This window comes from Desulfovibrio sp., from assembly GCF_019422935.1.
Classification (GTDB): domain Bacteria; phylum Desulfobacterota; class Desulfovibrionia; order Desulfovibrionales; family Desulfovibrionaceae; genus Desulfovibrio.
Genome location: NZ_JAHZCJ010000002.1, coordinates 73,643 through 93,820, shown reverse-complemented (window position 1 = coordinate 93,820; position 20,178 = coordinate 73,643). Strand labels below are relative to the sequence as shown.

At 58.6% G+C, this 20,178-nt stretch carries 17 protein-coding genes; 10 read left to right on the top strand and 7 right to left on the bottom strand.

Translation table 11 applies throughout. The features are described from left to right. Nucleotides 1-4 precede the first annotated feature (4 nt). The 8 genes from QZ383_RS03525 (at nt 5) to QZ383_RS03490 (ending at nt 11,224) form a co-directional block, all read left to right on the top strand. The gene (locus QZ383_RS03525; protein WP_291443083.1) at nt 5-796 is read left to right on the top strand and encodes a hypothetical protein; all 792 of its coding nucleotides are present in this window, start codon (nt 5-7) and stop codon (nt 794-796) included. A gap of 164 nt (nt 797-960) precedes the next feature. Continuing rightward, a complete protein-coding gene (locus QZ383_RS03520; protein WP_291443081.1) occupies nt 961-2,175 on the top strand; it encodes a bifunctional 3,4-dihydroxy-2-butanone-4-phosphate synthase/GTP cyclohydrolase II in 1,215 nt (404 codons plus the stop codon). Nucleotides 2,176-2,284: 109 nt separating this feature from the next. Further along, nucleotides 2,285-2,845, top strand: coding sequence for a cytochrome b/b6 domain-containing protein (locus QZ383_RS03515; RefSeq protein WP_291443079.1), 561 nt, complete (start codon nt 2,285-2,287; stop codon nt 2,843-2,845). A gap of 594 nt (nt 2,846-3,439) precedes the next feature. Beyond that, nucleotides 3,440-4,825 carry an FAD-linked oxidase C-terminal domain-containing protein gene (locus QZ383_RS03510; RefSeq protein ID WP_215647951.1) on the top strand — a complete coding sequence of 462 codons (1,386 nt, stop codon included), beginning with the start codon at nt 3,440-3,442 and terminating at the stop codon, nt 4,823-4,825. A 120-nt stretch (nt 4,826-4,945) separates the two neighbouring features. Beyond that, entirely contained in the window at nt 4,946-6,241 is a 1,296-nt protein-coding gene (locus QZ383_RS03505; protein ID WP_291443076.1) for a (Fe-S)-binding protein, read from the top strand. A 246-nt stretch (nt 6,242-6,487) separates the two neighbouring features. Beyond that, the gene (locus tag QZ383_RS03500) at nt 6,488-7,114 is read left to right on the top strand and encodes a lactate utilization protein (protein WP_240823712.1); all 627 of its coding nucleotides are present in this window, start codon (nt 6,488-6,490) and stop codon (nt 7,112-7,114) included. A 3-nt stretch (nt 7,115-7,117) separates the two neighbouring features. After that, on the top strand, nt 7,118-9,268 hold the full coding sequence (gene ldhH, locus QZ383_RS03495; protein WP_291443073.1) for an L-lactate dehydrogenase (quinone) large subunit LdhH: 2,151 nt from the start codon (nt 7,118-7,120) through the stop codon (nt 9,266-9,268). A 267-nt stretch (nt 9,269-9,535) separates the two neighbouring features. Continuing rightward, nucleotides 9,536-11,224: an L-lactate permease gene (locus QZ383_RS03490; protein WP_291443071.1), complete on the top strand. Its 1,689-nt coding sequence runs from the start codon at nt 9,536-9,538 to the stop codon at nt 11,222-11,224. A gap of 126 nt (nt 11,225-11,350) precedes the next feature. On the opposite strand, the gene QZ383_RS03485 is transcribed toward QZ383_RS03490, so the two are convergent. The 3 genes from QZ383_RS03485 to QZ383_RS03475 form a co-directional block, all read right to left on the bottom strand. After that, nucleotides 11,351-11,755: a hypothetical protein gene (locus tag QZ383_RS03485; RefSeq protein ID WP_291443069.1), complete on the bottom strand. Its 405-nt coding sequence runs from the start codon at nt 11,753-11,755 to the stop codon at nt 11,351-11,353. Between the two features lie 239 nt (nt 11,756-11,994). Next, nucleotides 11,995-12,561 carry a hypothetical protein gene (locus QZ383_RS03480; RefSeq protein ID WP_291443066.1) on the bottom strand — a complete coding sequence of 189 codons (567 nt, stop codon included), beginning with the start codon at nt 12,559-12,561 and terminating at the stop codon, nt 11,995-11,997. 129 nt (nt 12,562-12,690) lie between these two features. Then, nucleotides 12,691-13,815 carry a dienelactone hydrolase family protein gene (locus tag QZ383_RS03475; protein WP_291443064.1) on the bottom strand — a complete coding sequence of 375 codons (1,125 nt, stop codon included), beginning with the start codon at nt 13,813-13,815 and terminating at the stop codon, nt 12,691-12,693. Between the two features lie 84 nt (nt 13,816-13,899). Between QZ383_RS03475 and QZ383_RS03470 the strand changes: the two genes are divergently transcribed. Then, a complete protein-coding gene (locus tag QZ383_RS03470; RefSeq protein WP_291443062.1) occupies nt 13,900-14,544 on the top strand; it encodes a DedA family protein in 645 nt (214 codons plus the stop codon). Between the two features lie 3 nt (nt 14,545-14,547). Here QZ383_RS03470 and QZ383_RS03465 read toward each other — a convergent pair whose 3' ends face one another. From QZ383_RS03465 to QZ383_RS03450, 4 genes are all read right to left on the bottom strand, one after another. Further along, nucleotides 14,548-16,029, bottom strand: coding sequence for an ATP-binding cassette domain-containing protein (locus QZ383_RS03465; RefSeq protein WP_291443060.1), 1,482 nt, complete (start codon nt 16,027-16,029; stop codon nt 14,548-14,550). A 33-nt stretch (nt 16,030-16,062) separates the two neighbouring features. Further along, nucleotides 16,063-16,890: a histidinol-phosphatase gene (locus tag QZ383_RS03460; protein WP_291443058.1), complete on the bottom strand. Its 828-nt coding sequence runs from the start codon at nt 16,888-16,890 to the stop codon at nt 16,063-16,065. Between the two features lie 283 nt (nt 16,891-17,173). Next, entirely contained in the window at nt 17,174-18,592 is a 1,419-nt protein-coding gene (gene gltA / locus QZ383_RS03455) for an NADPH-dependent glutamate synthase (RefSeq protein WP_291443056.1), read from the bottom strand. Then, complete coding sequence (locus QZ383_RS03450) at nt 18,582-19,424, bottom strand: sulfide/dihydroorotate dehydrogenase-like FAD/NAD-binding protein (protein WP_022657761.1); 843 nt, start codon at nt 19,422-19,424, stop codon at nt 18,582-18,584. The genes gltA and QZ383_RS03450 overlap by 11 nt, the downstream gene beginning before the upstream one ends. A gap of 298 nt (nt 19,425-19,722) precedes the next feature. Here QZ383_RS03450 and QZ383_RS03445 point away from each other — a divergent pair, with 298 nt between their 5' ends. Then, nucleotides 19,723-20,007: a hypothetical protein gene (locus QZ383_RS03445; protein WP_192112300.1), complete on the top strand. Its 285-nt coding sequence runs from the start codon at nt 19,723-19,725 to the stop codon at nt 20,005-20,007. The last annotated feature ends 171 nt before the right edge of the window (nt 20,008-20,178 follow it).

The following is a 20,178-nucleotide window of genomic DNA, read 5'->3' as shown; positions in this document are numbered from 1 at the left end:
ACCTATGAGTATGCAGAATTCCCCCTTTTCATCCATGCCCGCCGATTCCGGCGGTGCACCTGTATGCAGGCGCTGCGGCACCTGCTGCCTGCTGGGCGGGCCGACCCTGATGCTGAGCGACGCCGCATTGCTGGTTTCCGGCACATTGACACTCGAAGCTCTGGTGTGTCTGCGCGCCGGGGAGTGGGCGCGGGATGACTCGCGCAAGGCATTGCGCCCTCTGGAGGGGGAACGCCTCAAGATTGCCGGGCCCGGCGGCAGGGTGCACCCCTGGCGCTGCCGCTATTACCGCGAAGGAGCGGGCTGCGGCATCTATGACCAGCGCCCGGCCCAATGCACGGCCCTGTTCTGCATGGACACCGGGCCGCTGGAGGCCCTGCTTGCCAAGGGTTCGCACCTTGGGCGGTATGCAGCTCTGAACGCGCTGGCCGACGGGATTCCCGGATTTTCAACTCTGAGTGCTGCCAGCAGGGCCTTGCTGCCTGACCTTGTGAGCGCGCATGAAGAGCAGGTTTCTGTGCGGGCGGTGCTTGAACTGGCCGACAGACTGGGATTTTTTCCGCAGCAGGGGCAAGGCCTGACGGTGGAGCGTTATGCGGAGCAAGGCCCGCTGGAGGGCAGCGAGCGCGAAGCCGCCGTGGCGGAGCTGGGCGAAGCCGCCCGCATGGACGCGGCCTTTCGCGAGCTTTGCGTGGAGCGCGCTGGCGTTCCCCGCGCCATGCTGCCCTTTTTGTTCGGCAGGTCGGTCAAGGATCTGCTGGCAGAGGTTGGCCTCAAGCCTGTTTCGGGCAGTTAGCCCACAGCGCGGGCGATTGCCTCTGCGTGGCGGCCCTGAACCATTTGCGGGCAGAAAGGCGCTGGGCGTTTAACCCGCCTGCGGTTGACAGAACAGGCCTCCGTACCTAACCTTGGATGAAAGTAAAAAAATCACGCCCCCCGGCGGGCAATGAAGGAAGCAACATGCCATTGTGCAGCATTGAAGAGGCCATTGCCGACATCCGGCAGGGCAAAATGATTATTCTGGTAGATGACGAAGGCCGCGAAAACGAAGGCGACCTCACCATGGCCGCCGAGCATGTGACTCCGGAAGCCATCAATTTCATGGCCAAGTTCGGCAGGGGGCTCATCTGCCTGCCTATGGCTCCCGAAATCATTGACCGCTTGCAATTGCCCCTGATGACCCAGCGCAACGGCTCGCGCTTTGGTACCAACTTCACCATCTCCATTGAAGCCCGCGAGGGCGTGACCACGGGCATTTCCGCAGCCGACCGAGCCACAACCATTCTGGCTGCCGTGGCAGACAATGTGCGGCCTGACGACATAGTCACCCCCGGCCATATCTTCCCCCTGCGGGCCAAGGTTGGCGGTGTGCTCTCACGCGCCGGGCAGACCGAAGGCGGCGTTGACCTTTCCCGTCTGGCCGGGCTCAAACCTGCGTCTGTCATCTGCGAGATCATGCGCGACGACGGCACCATGGCGCGTATGCCTGACCTCGAAATTTTTGCCGAAGAACATGGCCTCAAGATTGCCGCGGTCAAGGATCTCATCCGTTACCGCCTTGACCGGGGGCAGGTTTCGGTGCGCCGTGTGGCACAAGCCCACCTCCCCACGCGTTTTGGCGAATTCTCGGTCATTGCCTATGAAAGCGAAAATGAACCCGGCACGCATCTGGCACTTGTGAAGGGCGACCTTTCCACGCAGGAACCTGTGCTGACCCGCATTCACAGCGAATGCCTCACGGGCGACGCCCTGGGTTCGCTGCGCTGCGACTGCGGCGGCCAGCTGGGCGCTGCACTGCGCCAGATTGAAAAAGAAGGACGCGGCGCGCTGCTCTACATGCGCCAGGAAGGACGCGGCATCGGCCTTGCCAACAAGATCAAGGCATACGCCTTGCAGGATGAAGGCTACGACACCGTCGAAGCCAACCGCAAACTGGGCTTCCCCCCGGATTTGCGCGACTACGGCACCGGAGCGCAGATGCTGGTTGATCTGGGCATCCACAAGATCCGTCTGCTGACCAATAACCCCAAAAAAATTGTGGGGCTTTCCGGTTACGGCATCGAGATTGTGGAGCGGGTGCCCATTGAAATGGAAGCCTGCCCGGAGAATGAAAACTATCTGCGCACCAAAAAAGAAAAAATGGCGCACATGCTTTCATGCTCTTGCCACCATTAGACCTGTTGCGCCGCCCCTTGGGGCGGCGCTTGCTTTTTACAGGAATTGAAGCCACAGGCGCGCCGTTGCGCCGCCGTTCTTGAAAAGTTGCAAAACAAGGAGCGACGCTATGGGCTTGGGGGAAATGCTGAAAACCCAGTTGGGTTTGCTGTGGAAGTTTCTCGGATTTTTTCAGCCTCCGGTGTTGCGATTTTTGCACGCGCTGGTGGTCTGCCTGATAATGGCGCAGGTGCTGACGCAACTGTTTGGCCTTGGCACAGTCCACATGATTCTGGGCCTTGTGCTGTGCGTGCTGGGATTTGGCCTTGTGGCATGCGGGCTTGGCATGCGTGGGCCGCGCCACTACTTTCCCTATCTGTGGGGCGACATGGCGCAACTTGCCAGTGACGTTGCGGCCATACGCAGCGGCAAGCTGATTATAGCGCCGCGCCCCAAGGGGCTTGCCTGTGTTGTGCAGGGCCTCGGCATGGGAGCCTTGAGCATGACCCTGCTCACTGGCCTGTGGTGGTTCCGTTCGTGGCAGATGGGCGATGCGTCGCACACAGCGGCAAGCCTGCACAGCCTCTTTGTATGGCTTTTGCTGGCCTATGCCGTTGGGCATGGCGGCATGGCCCTGGGGCATTTTTTCTTCTGGAAGCAGGCCGCTGCGAAGAAGCCTCAGAAAGGTTAACAGGATCCGCCCGACCGGGTATATCCTCTGGTATCTGCCGTTGACGGCAGCTATTGGCAGCGGTATTTTTTAGTGGCGGCGCGCGTTGCGCCGCCACATCCTCACAAGCGCCCGATTCCGGCATGTCTGCCTGGCAATGGGCCGTCCTTTCCACGCCTCCCCTCCGGTAGAATTTTGTGATGCCTTTGCTGAACATGGAATATTTTTTTCATGGCAGTCACAGATTTTTTTTATGTGTCCCTTCCAGCCTGAGGGCTGGAAACATTGTGGGAACTGCGTCTTCACAATACCGCACACCATGCTTAACTGTTTAAAACGATTTGAATTGCAATGATGCAGATCGCATTGCCCCGGTATGGACGTAACGACAGTGGGGAAACTTTTGGCGATAATGTTAGACTGTGATACCAAAGTTTTTTGGCTTGTGCCCTTTGCAAACTTGTCAAACAACGCTATACGTCTTCATTCTCGTAAAAAAGTTGACCGGCTGTTCAAACAACCGTATGGGAATCCAAATCTGTCAGGCCCGCGCAAGGGGCGCGAGGTCTGTGCCTTACCATAAAGACGTTCATGACGGACTTTTAAGGAGGCCTTATGGCAAGCCAGGCGTTGATTAAGGATTTTGAAGACATGATCGGCAAGGAAAACGTGTTCAGTTCCGAAGCCGACCGCATGAGCTATTCGTATGATTCTGCGGTGCTACCGCCGGTCATGCCTTCTTTGGTGGTGCGTCCCACTACCAAGGAACAGCTCGGCCAGTGTGTGAAAAAACTGTATGACAACGGTATCCCCATGACCGTGCGCGGCGCGGGAACCAACCTTTCCGGCGGCACCATTCCGGACAAGTCCGAGACTGTGGTCATTCTGACCACCGGCCTCAACCGCATTATTGAAATTAATTCTGACGACCTCTACGCTGTGGTGGAACCGGGCGTCATTACTGCTGAATTTGCGGCTACGGTTGCCAAGAAAAATCTTTTCTACCCCCCCGATCCGGGTTCCCAGGCAGTGTCCACCCTCGCGGGCAACATTGCTGAAAACGCTGGCGGCCTGCGCGGCCTCAAGTACGGCGTTACCAAGGATTACCTCATGGGCATCGAATTTTTCGACGCCACGGGCGAAGTGGTCAAATCCGGTTCGCGCACGGTCAAGTGCGTTACCGGTTACAACCTCGCCGGCATGATGGTGCAATCTGAAGGCACGCTGGGCGTTATTTCTGAAGCCATCCTCAAGCTCGTGCCGCCGCCCAAGGCCTCCAAGGCCCTGATGGCCGTGTTCTCTGACGTGCAGGACGCCGCCGACGCTGTGGCGGGCATCATCGCCGCCCACGTTGTGCCCTGTACCCTCGAATTCCTCGACAACAACACCATCGTGCGCGTTGACGACTTCACCAAGGCTGGTCTGCCGCGCGAAGCTGGCGCCATCCTGCTCATCGAAGTGGACGGCCACCCCGCTCAGGTTGCTGACGATGCCGAAGCCGTTGAAAAGGTGCTGAAGGCCAATCACGCCACTGCCGTGCACGTGCCCAAGGACGCCGCCGAAAAGTTCAAGCTGTGGGAAGCCCGCCGCATGGCCCTGCCCGTGCTGGCCCGCGCCCGGCCGACCACCGTGCTTGAAGACGCCACCGTGCCGCGTTCGCAGATCCCCGCCATGGTCAAGGCCGTCAACGATATCGCGGCCAAGTACCGCCTTGAAGTGGGCACCTTTGGCCACGCTGGCGACGGCAACCTGCACCCCACCTTCTTGTGCGACAAGCGCGACGCTGACGAATTCAAGCGCGTGGAAGAAGCCATCGACGAAATGTTCGATACGGCTATCAAGCTGAAGGGTACGCTCTCCGGCGAACACGGCATCGGCACCGCCAAGTCCAAGTGGATGGAAAAGGAAACCTCACGCGGCACCATTCTGTTCTCGCAGCGGCTGCGCCGGGCTCTTGACCCCAAGGGACTGCTTAACTCCACCAAGCTGGTGGGCATCTAGGCCGTTCGCTCCGGCATTGCAGAGGCGGGGTCTTTTGGCCCCCGTCTTTTCCGGGGGCTGCCCGCCCTGTGCGGGCGCTACCGGGCAAGAGCAAAAATTCAACCGCTCCAGGAGCGTTTCATGAGTACTATGCACGAACTGGCCCAGCGCCTTATGGCCCTGGACGACAGGATCACTGCCTGCATGAAATGCGGCATGTGCCAGGCCGTGTGCCCCATGTTCGGCGCCACCGGTATGGAAGCTGACGTGGCTCGCGGCAAGCTGGCCCTTATTGACAACCTGGCCCATGAGATGATTCAGGACCCTGCGGCTGTGGCCGAAAAACTGGGCCGCTGCCTTTTGTGCGGTTCCTGCCAGGCGTCCTGCCCGCCCGGCGTCCAGATTATGGACGTCTTCATGGAAGCCCGTGAAATCGTAAACGAGTTCATCGGCCTGCACCCGGTCAAGAAGATGATCTTCCGGTCGCTTCTGACCAAGCCTGGCCTCTTCAACTTCGCCATGCGCGTTGGCGCGCCCATGCAGGGCCTTATCTTTGGCTCGAGCAACGACGCGCAGGGTACCGTGTGCGCGCCTCTGCTCAACTTCATGCTGGGCGACCGCCACATCCACCCCCTGGCAAAAACGCCTCTGCACGCCCGCTACGGCGCGCTTGACGAACCCCGCCGCGCTGGCGGGCTCAAGGTGGCGTTCTTCCCCGGCTGCGTGGGCGACAAGATGTACACCGATATGGCAGAAGCCTGTCTGAAGGTGCTGCGTTATCACAACGTGGCCGTGTTTATGCCCAAAAACCTCACCTGCTGTGGTATCCCGGCGCTTTCGTCCGGCGATGCCAAGGGCATGGTGGAGCAGATGCGCGTGAACGTGGAAGCCCTCAAAAACGGCGACTTCGACTATATTCTCAGCCCCTGCGGTTCCTGCACCTCCACGGTCAAGGAACTGTGGCCCCGCTACGCGCACCGCCTGGGTTCTGCAGAAAAGCACAAGGTTGAAGAACTGGCCGCCAAGGCCATGGACATCAATGCTTTCCTGGTGGATGTGCTCAAGGTGCAGCCCGCCGAGCAGGCTCAGGAAAATGCCGTCAGCGTGACCTACCACGATTCTTGCCACCTCAAGAAGTCGCTTGGCGTTGTCAGCCAGCCCCGTTCCGTTGTTGCGGCCAACCCGGCCTACAAGATTACGGAAATGGCCGAAGCTGACCGCTGCTGCGGCTGCGGCGGATCGTTCAACCTCTTCCACTACGACTATTCGCGCAAGATCGGCCAGCGCAAGCGCAACAATGTGGTAGCTTCCGGAGCCAAGATTGTGGCCGCCGGTTGCCCTGCCTGCATGATGCAGCTTGAGGACGTGCTTTCGCACAACCATGACTCCGTGCGCGTCAAGCACACTGTGGAGTTGTACGCTGAAAGCCTGAAGTAACATGTGAGCGCGGCGGGGGACTGTGGTTCCTCCGCCGCGTTTATCAACCCGGCGGTTATTCTGCCAGAATGCCCATCTGAAGAAGAGCCGTGGGGGTTTGTTTCTGAAGCTATGGGCGTGTTACGCCGTTCGCAGGAATATGAGCGCAAACAATGGCAGCGGGTGAATCCGGCCCTCTGCACACTACTTTTCGCGGCGAAGCTGCATGGTTCAAGAACCCGGCGTGTTTTGAAAAAGGAGTTGTTTATGACACATCAGGAATTGGTAGAAGCCTTTTCCGCCAAGGCTGCGGCTGTTACCGCCGTAGTGCAGGAAGTGCCCAACATGGCAGCCGCCTTGCAGTATGTTGTGGACGTTTGCGCCAACAAGGCTCCCGCCGAGCTTTTGGCTGACGAACCCGGCACGGAACAAGGCCCTCTTGGCCCCAATAAGGTTCCCACGCGCGTGCAGCGTGTGGTGGCAGCGCCCCAGCTTGGCGACGCCGACTTTGCCGCGCTGGCAGCTGCCTGTGAAGAAAAAGGTTTTCTGTGCATCCGAGAAGGGCTGCGCAACTATCTTGCCGGTATTGACGTGGGCGTTTCCACCGCCGAGCTTGGCGTTGCCGCCAGCGGCACCTGCCTGCTCAATACCGACAGCGAAGATGTGCGCCTTACGGGCATGATTTCGGAAGTTTCCGTGCTGATGCTGCGCAAGTCCACCATCTACCCCGATCTGCCCTCCATAGCCCAGTTGCTGCGCGAGCGCATGAACGAAGGTACCGCCACGTACACCACCCTGGTGACTGGCCCCAGCCGTACCGCCGACATTGAGCGCGTGGCTGCCGTGGGCGTGCATGGGCCGCTGGAACTGCATATCATTCTGCTGGAGGACTAACCCATGCATGACGCCCTCAAGAGCTCATCGGGATATCATAAGGAACTGGACGAAGCCCTGAACGACGAATTTCTGCGTCGTACCCTTGATACCTTTGCCGTGGCTTACCGCGCCAACCGCGAAGCCGTGTTCAAGGAAGTGGACGAGAAAGCGCTGATCAAGCAGATCGCCGACGCCAAGGACTACGCCTGTCAGCACATGGACGAACTGTACGCTCAGTTCAAGGCCGAAGCTGAAAAGCGCGGCGTGCACGTGCACCGTGCCGCCACTGCAGCCGAAGCCAACGACATGATCGTTCGCATCGCCAAAGAAAACAAAGTGAAGAAGGTGGTCAAGTCCAAGTCCATGACCGCCGAAGAAATCGGCCTGAACACCGCGCTGGAAGGCAATGGCCTGATCGTGGACGAAACCGACCTTGGCGAATGGATCATCCAGCTGCGCCACGAAGGTCCTTCGCACATGGTTATGCCCGCCATCCACCTTTCTCGCTATCAGGTGGCCGACGACTTCACCAAGGCCACCGGCGTCAAGCAGGATTCAGACGTGCAGCGTCTGGTCAAGGTGGCCCGCGTGCAGTTGCGCCGCAAGTTCATCGCCGCCGATATGGGCGTGAGCGGCTGTAACTTTGCCGTGGCCGAAAACGGCGCGATCTCCACCGTGACCAACGAAGGCAACGCCCGCATGGTTACGACCCTGCCGCGCGTGCACGTTGCCATTGCCGGTCTGGACAAGCTCGTTGCCAAGCTGGACGATGCCCTGGTGGCCCTTCAGGTGCTGCCCCGCAACGCCACCGCCCAGCGCCTTACCTCCTATGTCACCTGGATGTGCGGCGCAGGCCCCTGCGCGGCCAATGCCGACGACAAAAAAATTCTGCACGTTATCTTCCTTGATAACGGCCGTACCGAAATCGCCAAGGATCCCCTGTTTTCGCAGGTGTTCCGCTGCGTGCGCTGCGGCGCTTGCGCCAACGTCTGCCCCGTGTACCGCCTCGTGGGCGGCCACAAGATGGGCTACATCTACATTGGCGCCATTGGCCTGATCCTTACCTACTTCTTCCACGGCAAGGATCGCGCCCGTATTCTCAGCCAGAACTGCATGGGCTGCGAATCGTGCGCCAATGTGTGCGCTGGCGGCATCGACCTGCCGCGTCTTATCCGCGAAGTGCGCTCGCGCCTCAACGTGGAGCAGGGCGCGCCCATCGAAGCCAACCTGCTTTCCGCTGTGATGAAGAACCGCAAGCTGTTCCACAAGCTGCTCAAGTTCGCCAGCTTCGCCCAGAAGCCCTTCACGCGCGGCGCGCAGTTCCAGCGCCATCTGCCTGCCGTCTTCCTTGGCAAGCACAACTTCAAGGCTCTGCCCGCCATTGCCAACAAGTCCTTCCGCGACCGTTGGCCCGAACTGGCCCCCAAGGTGCAGAACCCCACCTTCCGCGTGGCGATCTTCAGCGGTTGCGCCCAGGACTTCATCTACCCCGAAGAACTGGAAGCCTGCGTGAAGATTCTGGCCGCCAAGAACGTGGCCGTGGACTTCCCCATGGAACAGTCTTGCTGCGGCCTGCCCCTCGAAATGATGGGCCAACGCAAAACCTCCATGGATGTGGCCAAGCAGAACATTGCCGCATTCCGTGGCGGCAACTACGACTACATTATCACGCTGTGCGCCAGCTGCGCCGGTCATCTCAAGCACCACTACCCTGAAATTCTGGATCAGGATTTCTCCACGGTGGAAGCTCAGGCCTTTGCGGAAAAGATCATCGACTTCAGCTCCTTTGTGCATGATGTGCTGGGCCTCAAGGCCGAGGACTTCAACAAGTCCGCGCAGAAAGTCACCTACCATGCCTCGTGCCACCTGTGCCGCGGCCTGGGCGTCAAAAAAGCCCCCCGCGATCTTATTGGCGATGCGGCTGAATACGTGCCTTGCGAGGAAGAAGAAGTGTGCTGCGGTTTTGGCGGCAGCTACTCTGTGAAGTTCCCCGAGATCTCGGCCCAGCTGCTGGACAAGAAGATCGCCAACATGAAGGCCACCGGCGCTGACCGCCTGGTGGTGGACTGCCCCGGCTGCGTCATGCAGATCCGTGGCGGTGCTGAGAAGCAGGGCCTCAAGATCAAGGTTGATCATATTGCCGAACTTCTGGCTGAAAATCTGAAGAAATAATCCAACGAAACATCTTCCTGCGGGTGGGGAGCTAAGGCTCTTCATCCGCAGGAAAGTTGAGGGGAGGTATCGGTTCTCCACTGTGGGGAGGGCCGATACCTGGTCTGGCCGTCTTGCCTTTTGCGGACGGAAATCCTCTGGCTGAAACCCCGTGGAGCAATGCGGCAGCATTGCATTAACATCATCCTGCCAGGCGGCGAGGTGTAAAACTGGGCAGTGTGTGCTGAGAATGAGAGCATCTCACTGCTTCTCAAATGCGGAGGCATTATGTCTATTGGAATGTTGGCCCTTTTAGCTATTATCCCCATCCTTGTTGCTCTCATTTTTATGGTTGGCCTGCGGTGGCCAGCTACCCGAGCCATGCCTCTGGCCTGGCTGGTCTGCGTTATCTGCGGGCTTGTGGGCTGGAAGCTTTCTCCCACCTATCTGCTTGCTCTGTCGCTCCAGGGCGTTGTCGTTGCCATTGGCGTTCTGATTATCGTTTTTGGCGCAATTCTTATTCTTTATACTCTTGAAGAAAGCGGCGGCATGGAAACCATCCAGTGCGGCATGCAGGGCGTCAGCCGTGACCGCCGTCTGCAAGCAATCATTATTGGCTTCATGTTTGGAGCCTTTATTGAAGGCGCTGCTGGTTTTGGTACTCCCGCCGCTCTTGCCGCGCCCCTGCTGCTTGCTCTGGGCTTTCCGGCAATGGCCGCAGCTGTGGTCTGCCTGGTGTTCAACTCCGTGCCAGTTACCTTTGGCGCAGTGGGCACACCTGTTATCGTTGGTTTCAGCTTTCTTAAAAATCTTGTGGCGGAATCCGTTGCCGCCAACCCAAATCTGCCCTTCCAGAATTATGACGGTTTTGGTGCGGCTGTAGGCCAGTGGGCAACCTTTATGCATGCCCCCATGGCAATTATCCTGACCATTTTCATGCTGGGCTTCATGACCCGCTTTTTTGGTAAGGAAAAGTCATGGTCTGTTGGCTTTGCCGCCTGGAAGTACTGCGTTTTTGCAGGTGTTTGCTTCCTTGTGCCGTACCTTGCCTGCGCGTGGCTGCTTGGCCCTGAATTCCCTGCCCTGCTTGCTGGTCTGCTTGGCCTCGGCGTTGTGGTGTGGGGAACCAAGAAGGGATTTTGCGTCCCCAAAACTGTGTGGGAATTTGCCCCGCATACCGAATGGGACAAAAGCTGGACAGGCTCCGTGCCCCCCAGCACCAAGACAGAATTTCGTGCGCACATGACTCAGCTCCAGGCATGGTTGCCCTATGTGCTGATCTGCATCCTGCTGGTGCTTTCGCGCATTCCTGGGCTGGGCCTCAAGGCCTGGCTGCTGAGTTTCAAGCTGAACTTTGTTGATATCCTGGGATTCAAGGGCGTAAACGCGTCTATTGATTATCTGTATCTGCCCGGCACGTTCTTTATCGTAGTGTCGCTTATGACCATCATCTTGCACAAGATGCCCAAGGCCGCAGTTTCTCGAGCCTGGGGCGAAAGCCTGCGCAAGATGAAGTCCCCCACCATTGCCCTGATCTTTGCCGTGGCTCTGGTGTCCATTTTCCGTGGTTCGGCCACAAACCCCATTGATGTGCCCTCCATGCCTTTGGCCCTTGCCCAGGCAGTGGCTGCGGTGGCTGGTTCTGTGTGGCCTGTTCTGGCTGCCTTTGTGGGTGGTCTTGGTGCCTTTATCACCGGCTCCAACACGGTTTCTGACCTTATGTTTGCTGAATTCCAGTGGAACATGGCTCAGGCACTGCACCTGCCCCGTCAGATCATCGTGGCGGCTCAGGCCGTTGGCGGTGCCATGGGCAACATGGTCTGCGTACACAATATCGTGGCCGCCTGCGCTGTTGTGGGCCTGTCTGGCCGGGAAGGAGAGGTTCTGCGCCGCACCTTCTGGCCCTTCATGCTCTATGGCACCATCGTAGGCATCATCTGCACCGTGCTGGTGATGCTTAATCCTGGCGTGTTTTAGAGTGCTGGCGGCATAGCCGTAGCACCTATGTTGAAAAGGCCGTCCAGCAGTGCTGGGCGGCCTTTGTGCATAGATCGGGGGGCGGTTTGGTGGATATGCCTGGAACCATTTGTGTAGGGATGGTAGCTAATGGCTGCGTTGTTTGCCTGGAAGTTGCTTCCAGTACCAGTTGCTCACGAGCGTATTGTCGCGTGACGCCCATTCCCCGCACGATTCAAAATAGTCCAGCACGCTTTGTTCCCTGTGGCTGAGCTCAAGCCCTGAGCGTGCCATCTGACGCATGCGGATAAAGATCACCAGGCATTCAAAGAGCGAAAAAAGATCGTCAGACTCCAGGGCATCCTGGTTCAGGTACTTGGTAAATTCTTGGTAAAAGGGGTTATGCTCGTCAACTATGGCATCATAATCCGCACTGAATTCCTTGAGCGACATAATGCCTGAGCGAAAGTGTTTTTCAAAGGGACACTCATTATCCTGTCCTGCTTTGGCACAGAGGCGCTGCATAAGTTCCAAATGATCTGAAAGCGGCATAGCTTGGCTCCTGAGACAAAATGTTCTGCTTAAAGATAGTTTATCTTCTATAAACATTCAAATCAAGCGGGCGAAAAAAAAGCCCGCTCTTGTTCAGGGCAGGCTGTGGCAAAAAACAATTATATGAGGGAGCTTGAGAGATTAAAACTATTTAACCTGTCTGCTCAATGCGCTGGTTGAACAGCAAAAAAGTTTTTTTGATTTTTTGTTAAAAGTAAAAATTGCTTTTTGCAATTACGCTAACGCTGGTTGCGTCGAGGTTGCAGATACTGCGGCTGAAAAAGCAGGCGATACTGCTTCACAGTAGACAGTCGCTGAGGGGCTGTTACTTCGCCTTCGATAGACAGCGCCTTGTCGGAAAGCCCGAACGGTTGAAGCTGTCCAGGCGGAACATCCATGTGTGAAAGCCTTTCGCCGCTGACATTGAACACCGGAAGGCTGCTGGAAGAAGAACCTGCCATGAGCACAGCGGTGGCGTTGGCCGAAGGCGAGACGTTTTTTCCAGCCGCCGAGCGCTGTGAGGTGGCGTTGAGCAGGCTTGGCATGGAGACTTCGGCCCTGCGCAGCACATCAATAAAGTCGTTGCCGGTGCGGCCAACAAAGGTCACAAGCGAAGATCCGTCGCCATAGACAAGCAGGCTGACGGGCATGGTGCCGCCGTGTATGCCAAAATAGGCAGGGCGCGCGCCAGCTGGCATGACCACCCAACCTTGCTGTTCTGGCAATCCCTGGCTGTCGGTGCTCCAGGCGATTGCGGGGACAAGGGCAGTCAGTAAAAAACAGAACAAATAAAGTGTGTTCCGCATATTATCCTGTTCCGGATAGGGAAATTTGCATGTTACGGTAAGATTCTACCGCCATGCCACACCCTTTAGTGAGCCGCGCGGCAATTGTCAAGGCTGCTGAAAAGGGGCGTGTCCTATGCCTTTACAAGCCTAGCCGGGACGGCGTTTTTTGGATTTTGGCGCAGGCTGCGTGGTTGGCTCTGGTGCTGCCTTTTGCGGCTGTGGCGTCAGGTCTGGCGGCGGCGGAATCTGGGGCAGATTCTGGGCATTGCCAAGGTAGTGCAGAAAAAAATCGCCCAGGGATTCCGTCATACGTCTGTGGATTGCCCCGCGTGTTTCTTCCGTGACCGAGCGGCACAGTTCTGGCAGTTCCATGGCCAGGGATTCCGGGCAGGGCGCCATGAGCGCGCCCGTGTCGGCCTGCGGCAGGCTCAGCCAGCGGGGTTTTTTATCCATAAGTTCAAATATGCGTCGCGCATGCAGGGCGGGGTTGTTCAGGCTGTCATTGGGCGCGGCCATAATCAGCAGGGGCGGGTAGAACCAGTGGAACGACTGGCGCGAAAACAGCATGCCAAAACCGGGCGCCACTGCCGCTATGGCGCGAATGCGCGTGTCGGCAAGGCTGCGCGTGAGCGGCAGGTTTTTGCACAGCGACTCCATGCGCTCGCGGGCCCAGGTATTGCAATACATATCGTTTGGAGCTGTGCGCGAGCAATAGTTGGCCCAGCCCTCGCAGTCGGGCAGCGCACCGCCCAGCAATAGAGCCGCCGCGCCGCCAACGCCAAAGCCGATCGCTCCTATGCGCGAGGCGTCAATGCTGGGCTCCACTTCCGGGTCATGCAGGAGCACGTCAATGCTGCCGGAAAGTTCATGCGCTCGGTTCTCAAGCTGTTGCCAGGTCAGCAGGTTGTCCATGTTGTCCATGTTGTCGCCCGGGTGATTGGGGGCAGCCACCACAAAACCCAGCGACGCCAGCCATGCGGCGGTGTCATGGTAGGAAAAACGCGTTCCCGCAGTGTCATGCGAGAGCAGAAGCAGAGGAAAACGCCCGTCCACCGCCTTGCCAGCGCGGGAGGCGGAAATCTCCCACGGGGCATAGTTAAGATCGCGCGGCGGTCGGGATGATGGATACCACACATTCACATCCAGGCGCAGGCCTGTTTCCGGCGACCACTGGCCAATCGTTCTGAAGCCGACCATATAGGTGTCGGCAGCATAGACGGCAGGAGCGAACAGAAGCAGGGCAAGGACGGCTATGGTGGTGAGTACGCGCATGGCTGTGTTGTGCCACAAGCTGCCTTGGGGTACAAGAGCAGACCGAAGGCGCGCCAACGCGCCTGATGAGGGAGATCAGCCTTTATGGAACTACTGAGCAGCTTTGTCAGTTTTATTCTGCACATAGACGTGCATTTGTTTGAGCTTGCCGATCAATACGGGCTATGGCTTTACGCCATACTGTTTGTCATTGTTTTTTGCGAAACAGGCCTTGTAGTAACCCCTTTCCTGCCAGGTGATTCCCTGCTGTTTGCCTCCGGCGTGGTGGCTGGGGCCGGGCTTTTGGGCTATGGCGAAATGATGGGCGTACTGCTGGCGGCGGGCATACTGGGTGATGCGGTGAATTATTTGATAGGGCGGCATGTGGGGCCAGCCATTTTTTCGCGCGAGAACCGCCTTATCAAAAAATCTCACCTGCTCAAGGCGCACGATTTTTACGAGAGGCACGGCGGCAAAGCCATTGTGCTGGCTCGCTTTGTGCCCATTGTTCGCACCTTTGCGCCCTTTGTGGCGGGCATTGCCCTGATGCATCCGCCCACGTTTTTTCTGTTCAACATCACGGGCTGCGTGCTCTGGGTGGGCGGGCTGGTTTCCGCCGGGTACTTCCTGGGCAACCTGGAATGGGCGCGGCAGAACTTCAGCCTGATTGTTTACGGCATCATCATTGTTTCCGTGCTGCCCGTTGTTATTGAAGTGGCGCGCTCCAAGTTCGGGAAGAGCAAGGATTAGGCCCTACAGCATCACACGCAGGCGTCCGCCTTCCATATGCGCCTCCCTGTTGATGCACAGGGGGGCGTCTTCATCATGGTGAGACACAAAAACCATCTGGACGCCCTGCAGGGCGAGCTGATCCAGCAGATGCAGGTACTGGGCGCGGCTTGGCGCATCCAGGCCGGAGCAGGGTTCGTCCAGCAGCAGGATATCCGGCCCGCCCACCAGGGCGCGCGCCAGGAACAGGCGGCGCAACTGACCCGTGGACAGATGGCGGATGGATTGCCGTCCAAGCTGTTTGAGGCTCTCGGGGCTTTCATCGGGGAACATCTGGGCCATGCGGTTTGCGGCCTCGGCACGTTCGGCATCAGAAAAGCGGCGGTATACGCCAATGCTGTTGTCAAAGCCTGTGCAGACCATATCAAGCGCATTGAGGGAATAGCCGTATAGAGCCTGCGAAAGATCTGACACAAGGCGCACACCCTTGCGCAGGGCTTCAAGGGTGTCTACCTGCCCGCCCTGCCCAGGCAGCCAGCGGTCGAATCTGCCGCCGGCTGCAACAAATTCATCACCTGCCAGCAAACGCAGCAAGGTGGATTTGCCCGAGCCGTTGGCCCCGGTGATGCGCCAGTTTTCGCCCTGATGCATGCACCAGCTGATGTCGTGCAGCACTTCCTGCCGATCAATGAATACGGTGACGTTATCCAGATCAAGCATGGCGTGCCCGCCGTTAAGCACCTGTTCTGCAACGCCGGAGGCATTGTCGTGCTGCTGCGCTTTCGGCGTTTCTTCGCTGGCCTCAGACCCAGGCGGCGCTGTGAGCAGGCGGCCATTACGTACATAACGGCGTCCTGCGCACCAGTCGGGAATATTGGCGGCGCGGTGCGCTGTCATCACAACCGTGCAGCGGCTGGCGTATTCCCCCAAAGTCTCAAAGAAAATCTGGCGATAGCGCTCATCAAGGCCTTCATCGCACTCGTCAAGCAGCAGCAGGGTAGGCGCGCGCAGAAGGGCGCGGCCAAGCAGCAGCAAACGCAGCTGCCCCTGCGAAAATGTGGGCACAGTGCGCTCAAGCAGGCCCTCGGCGTCAAGCCGAGCGGCCATGGCTTCCACAGCCTGCCGCCTGTAGGACGTGCTGTCGGCATAGACCAGGGGGGTATCCTCAAAGCCGGTGAGCAGCAGGTCGCGGCCCGTGAGATCCCAGGCCTGGCGCTGATAGTTTTCCTGCTGCGCAGGCGAAACAAGGCTTGTCATGGCCCGGCCCGTCAGCGGGGAGTCCTCCGGCCCGTCAGGCCCGTGCCACTGGATGCGCCCATGGGCTGGCCACAGCTCGCCGCGCATGAGCCGCAGCAGGGTGGATTTTCCCGAGCCGTTGGGGCCTATGAGCGCGCAGTGCGCGCCGCGCCGCACCTGCCAGTTGATGTTGTGCAGCACATGGTTCTGGCTGACGTCACCGGGCAAAAAAAGACTTACGTCATCTATGGATACAATAATTTCGGACATACGTGATCCGTGGTGTCAAAGGCATGCGCCGTTTTACAGGGGCAGCACAATCCGCTGGCCCCGATTAAAAATGGTATACTCGGCAAAGCCAAAGGCGCGCGCGTATGAGGCCAGCCGCGCAAAGCCGTAGCCCACGTCATCCGTCCCGTGCGCATCAGAGGCGAAACTCACGGGCAGGCCCATATGCGCGGCCATGAGCATGATGGGCGGTGCGGGATAAATTTCGCGACAGGCCTTGCGCAGACCCGCGGAAGATATCTCCATGCTCATGCCCATGCGTTGCAGGGCCGCAAGGCCGCGCTGCACCAGCGCCATGCTTTCCGGCTTTGCCAGCCAGATGTGGAACTGCTCCACAGAGAAAATCTTGATGAGGTCAGGGTGCGCGGCAATGTTGAAGAGGCCGGAAAGGATCATGCGCTCCCAGGCTTCAAAATAGGCCTGATACTGCTTGTCGCATTCTTCCTGCGAAAAGGCTTTCCACGGCTCGGCGCCGTCGTCAAAGCCCCAGTGGCCGATGAAATGCACGCTCCCCAGCAGGTAATCAAAATCAAAGGCTGCGCAGGAGGTGCGGGTGTAGTCCTCCTGCCCTTCAAGCCAGTCCATTTCCATGCCGAACAGTACGCGGCAGGGGCCATTGGGGTTGGCGGCCTTGAGGGCGCAAACCTCGCGCACGTAGTCCGGCAGGTGGCGGGTCAGTTGCTCGCGGTATTCGTGTGTGTAATCAAAGCCCACGGGCCGGGGCGAATGCTCGGTAAAGCCCATGTATTCAAGCCCGTTGGCCTGGGCGGCAGCATACATTTCTGCCGGAGTGTTGCCGCCGTGCGAATACTTGGTGTGCGTGTGCAGGTCTGCGAGAATCATGCTGGTCTTCCTGAATATGCCCGGGCCGCGCCCTTGGCCCGCCGGAGAATGACATTCCGGCCCCTGAAAGGGAATGTTGCCAATATAAAAAGGCCTGCCATGGCGGCGCAGGGGGCGGCAGGTCTGACGCTGGTGTGAACTCTGGCTTGAGTATGACCGCGAACCGCAGGTCTGGCAAGCCAAGGCCAAAGGACTGGCTGAATTGCTGCCTTTTTTATGGATGGGCTATGAAAAAAGGGAGCCTCCAGCGGAGGCCCCCCTTTTATCAGATGCCGGGCTGCAATCAGCCTGCGATTCTTTTGACTATTTCCTGTCCGGCCTTGCGCCCTGCGCCCATGGCCAGAATGACCGTGGCCGCGCCGGTGACGATGTCGCCGCCCGCAAAGACGTTGGGAATGGAGGTTTCGCCAGTGGCCTCATCGGCCTCGATGTAGCCCCATTTGTTCAGTTTGAGCTCAGGGGTAGCCTCGAGGAGGATGGGGTTGGAACGGGTGCCCAGAGCCACAATGGCAAGGTCGGTGGGCAGATCGTATTCCGAGCCTTCCACAGGCACAGGCCTGCGGCGGCCAGAAGCATCGGGCTCGCCCAGTTCCATACGCTGCAGGGTTACGGACTGAAGGCGCATTTCCGCATCGCCGTTGAAACGCAACGGGGCGGAAAGCATGGCAAACTGCACGCCTTCTTCTTCCGCGTGTTCCAGCTCTTCCAGACGGGCGGGCATTTCAGCCCTTGTGCGGCGGTAGACCACATGCACGCTTTCCGCACCCATGCGCAGGGCTGTGCGCGCCGCGTCCATGGCCACGTTGCCCGCTCCGAACACGGTAACATGCTTGCCGGGGTAGGCCGGAGTGTCCTGCGAGGGGAAGTTGTAGGCGCGGCCAAGGTTGACGCGGGTGAGGTATTCGTTGGCGGAGAACACACCCACCAGATTTTCGCCGGGAACGCCCAGAAAGACGGGCAGGCCAGCGCCAACGCCGATGAAAATGGCGTCGTATTCCTTGCGCAGGTCGTCAATATCAATGGTGCGGCCACCCACGGAATTGAGGTGGAAGTCCACACCGGCCTGACGCAGGCCGTTGATTTCCGTGGCTACCACGGTCTTGGGCAGGCGGAAGGCGGGGATACCGTAAATGAGCACGCCGCCGGGTTCGTGCAGGGCTTCAAACACATCAACCTTGATGCCTGCGGTGGCGCACACGCCAGCACAGGTCAGGGATGAAGGGCCGGAGCCGATGCAGGCCACTTTTTTTGCACCCAGGGGCAGGGCGCAGGCGTTGGTGCCGGTCACCTGCTCACAGGCGGTGGTGGCGATGTAGGTATCAGCCACAAAGCGTTCAAGACGGCCAATGGCCACGGGCTGACCCTTGGCCTTGAGCACGCACTTGCCTTCGCACTGGTGTTCCTGAGGGCACACGCGGCCGCACACGGCAGGGAGGCTGTTGGTGGTCTTGATGATGCGGTAGGCGGCATCCATGTTGCCCTCGGCAACCTGATGGATAAAGTCGCGGATGGGCACTTCAACAGGGCAGCCCGAGACGCACAGGGGCTTTTTGCACTGAAGGCATCGGCTGGCCTCGGTCTGAGCCATTTCCTTGGTGTAGCCCAGGGCGACTTCTTCAAAGTTGGAGCGGCGCACTTTTGCGGGCTGGCAGGGCATGTCCACACGGGGAGCCACGGTCTTTTTGGGCTTGCTATTCTCCATGGCTGACTCTCCGGTATTCTTCAATGGAAATGGTTTCCTGCTCCCGGTAGGCGGCCAGGCGGCGGCGCAGTTCGGGAAAATCCACTTCGTGACCGTCAAATTCGGGGCCGTCCACACAGGCGAACTTGGTTTTGCCGCCAACGGTGACGCGGCAGGCGCCGCACATGCCGATGCCGTCAACCATGATGGGGTTGAGGCTGACCGTGGTCTTGACGCCAAAGGGGCGCGTGGTTTCAGCCACGGCGGCCATCATGGGCACGGGGCCGACGGCCACGACTTCAAACACGTCCTTGTCTTTTTCAAGCCGGTCGCGCAGAAGTTCGGTAACAAGGCCCTTGTGGCCGTAGCTGCCATCGTCCGTGGAGACAAGCAGTTCATCCACAAAGGATTTGAGCTCGTTTTCAAAGAGCAGCAGGTCTTTGCTGCGAGCGCCGATAACGCCCACGACCTTGTTGCCGATGCGTGCATGGCCCTTGGCGATGTGGTGCATGGCGGCAATACCGGTGCCGCCGCCCACGCATACAACCGTGCCGCGTTTTTCAATATGGGTGGGGTGGCCCAAGGGGCCGCAGACGTCAAGAATGGCATCTCCAACGCCGAGTGCTTCAAGCATGGCGGTACTCTTGCCCATAACCAGATACACTATGGTAATGGTGCCGTTTTCCCGGTCAGTATCTGCAATGGTCAGCGGAATGCGCTCGCCCTGTTCGCTCATGCGCAGCATGACGAAGTGGCCGGGGCGCGCTTTTTGCGCGATTTGCGGCGCGTGGAGCACCAGTTTGCTGGTTTTGCCCGGGATCAGGCTTTCCTTGTGCAATATAGGTGTTGGCATAGGTTCTCCTCGTCAGGCATCTGAGTTGCTGCATGGTAGCTGCGATCGAAATTACTTGCAAGTAACAGTTTTATCGTATCTCTTTTACATGACTGATATAATTTGTTCTCCGTTTTTACTTTGCGTTTATGGGCATGCAATGGGCCTTTTTTTTAGACCTACCCTAAAGATCTGGCCTAATGTTCCGATAAAAATCTTGACGAGTGGGGAAGGGGAGACGGTACAAAACCAAACAAGGAGGCGGACAGGGCCAACCCCTTTGCAAGGAAGCAAGTGATCCATTCATGGAGGAATGGTCATGTCGCAACACATCGGTGACGTTTTCCAGTTGGGAGCCTCGCCGCCTGAATTGGCCGATGATCCATCACACAATCGTGATCTGAGGCTGGTTGAGCGGTATCTTGCAGTTCTGGAAGAAAACAAAAAGGCATGCCGCTCGGCTTTGACTGACGCGGATATGGCTTTGGACATGGCGGGTTTTGTGCGGCGGCAGTTGCGCAGACCAGCCCAGATGCCCAGGATGTCTCCGGCCTTGCTGGCCCTGGCTCTTGTGCGGCGCGTCCCTGACGCGCCCGAACAATAAACCGGACGGACTTCTACGTTGAACTCCGGCCCGGATGCAGAACGACCATGCGTTTTCAATGCAACATTAACGCTGCATTGCAGAACACAAACCACTAGCATCACTTTTCCGTGACATGATAGGGGGCATGGCAGTCCGCAATCCATGACGAATTCTCCACTCATAGAGAGG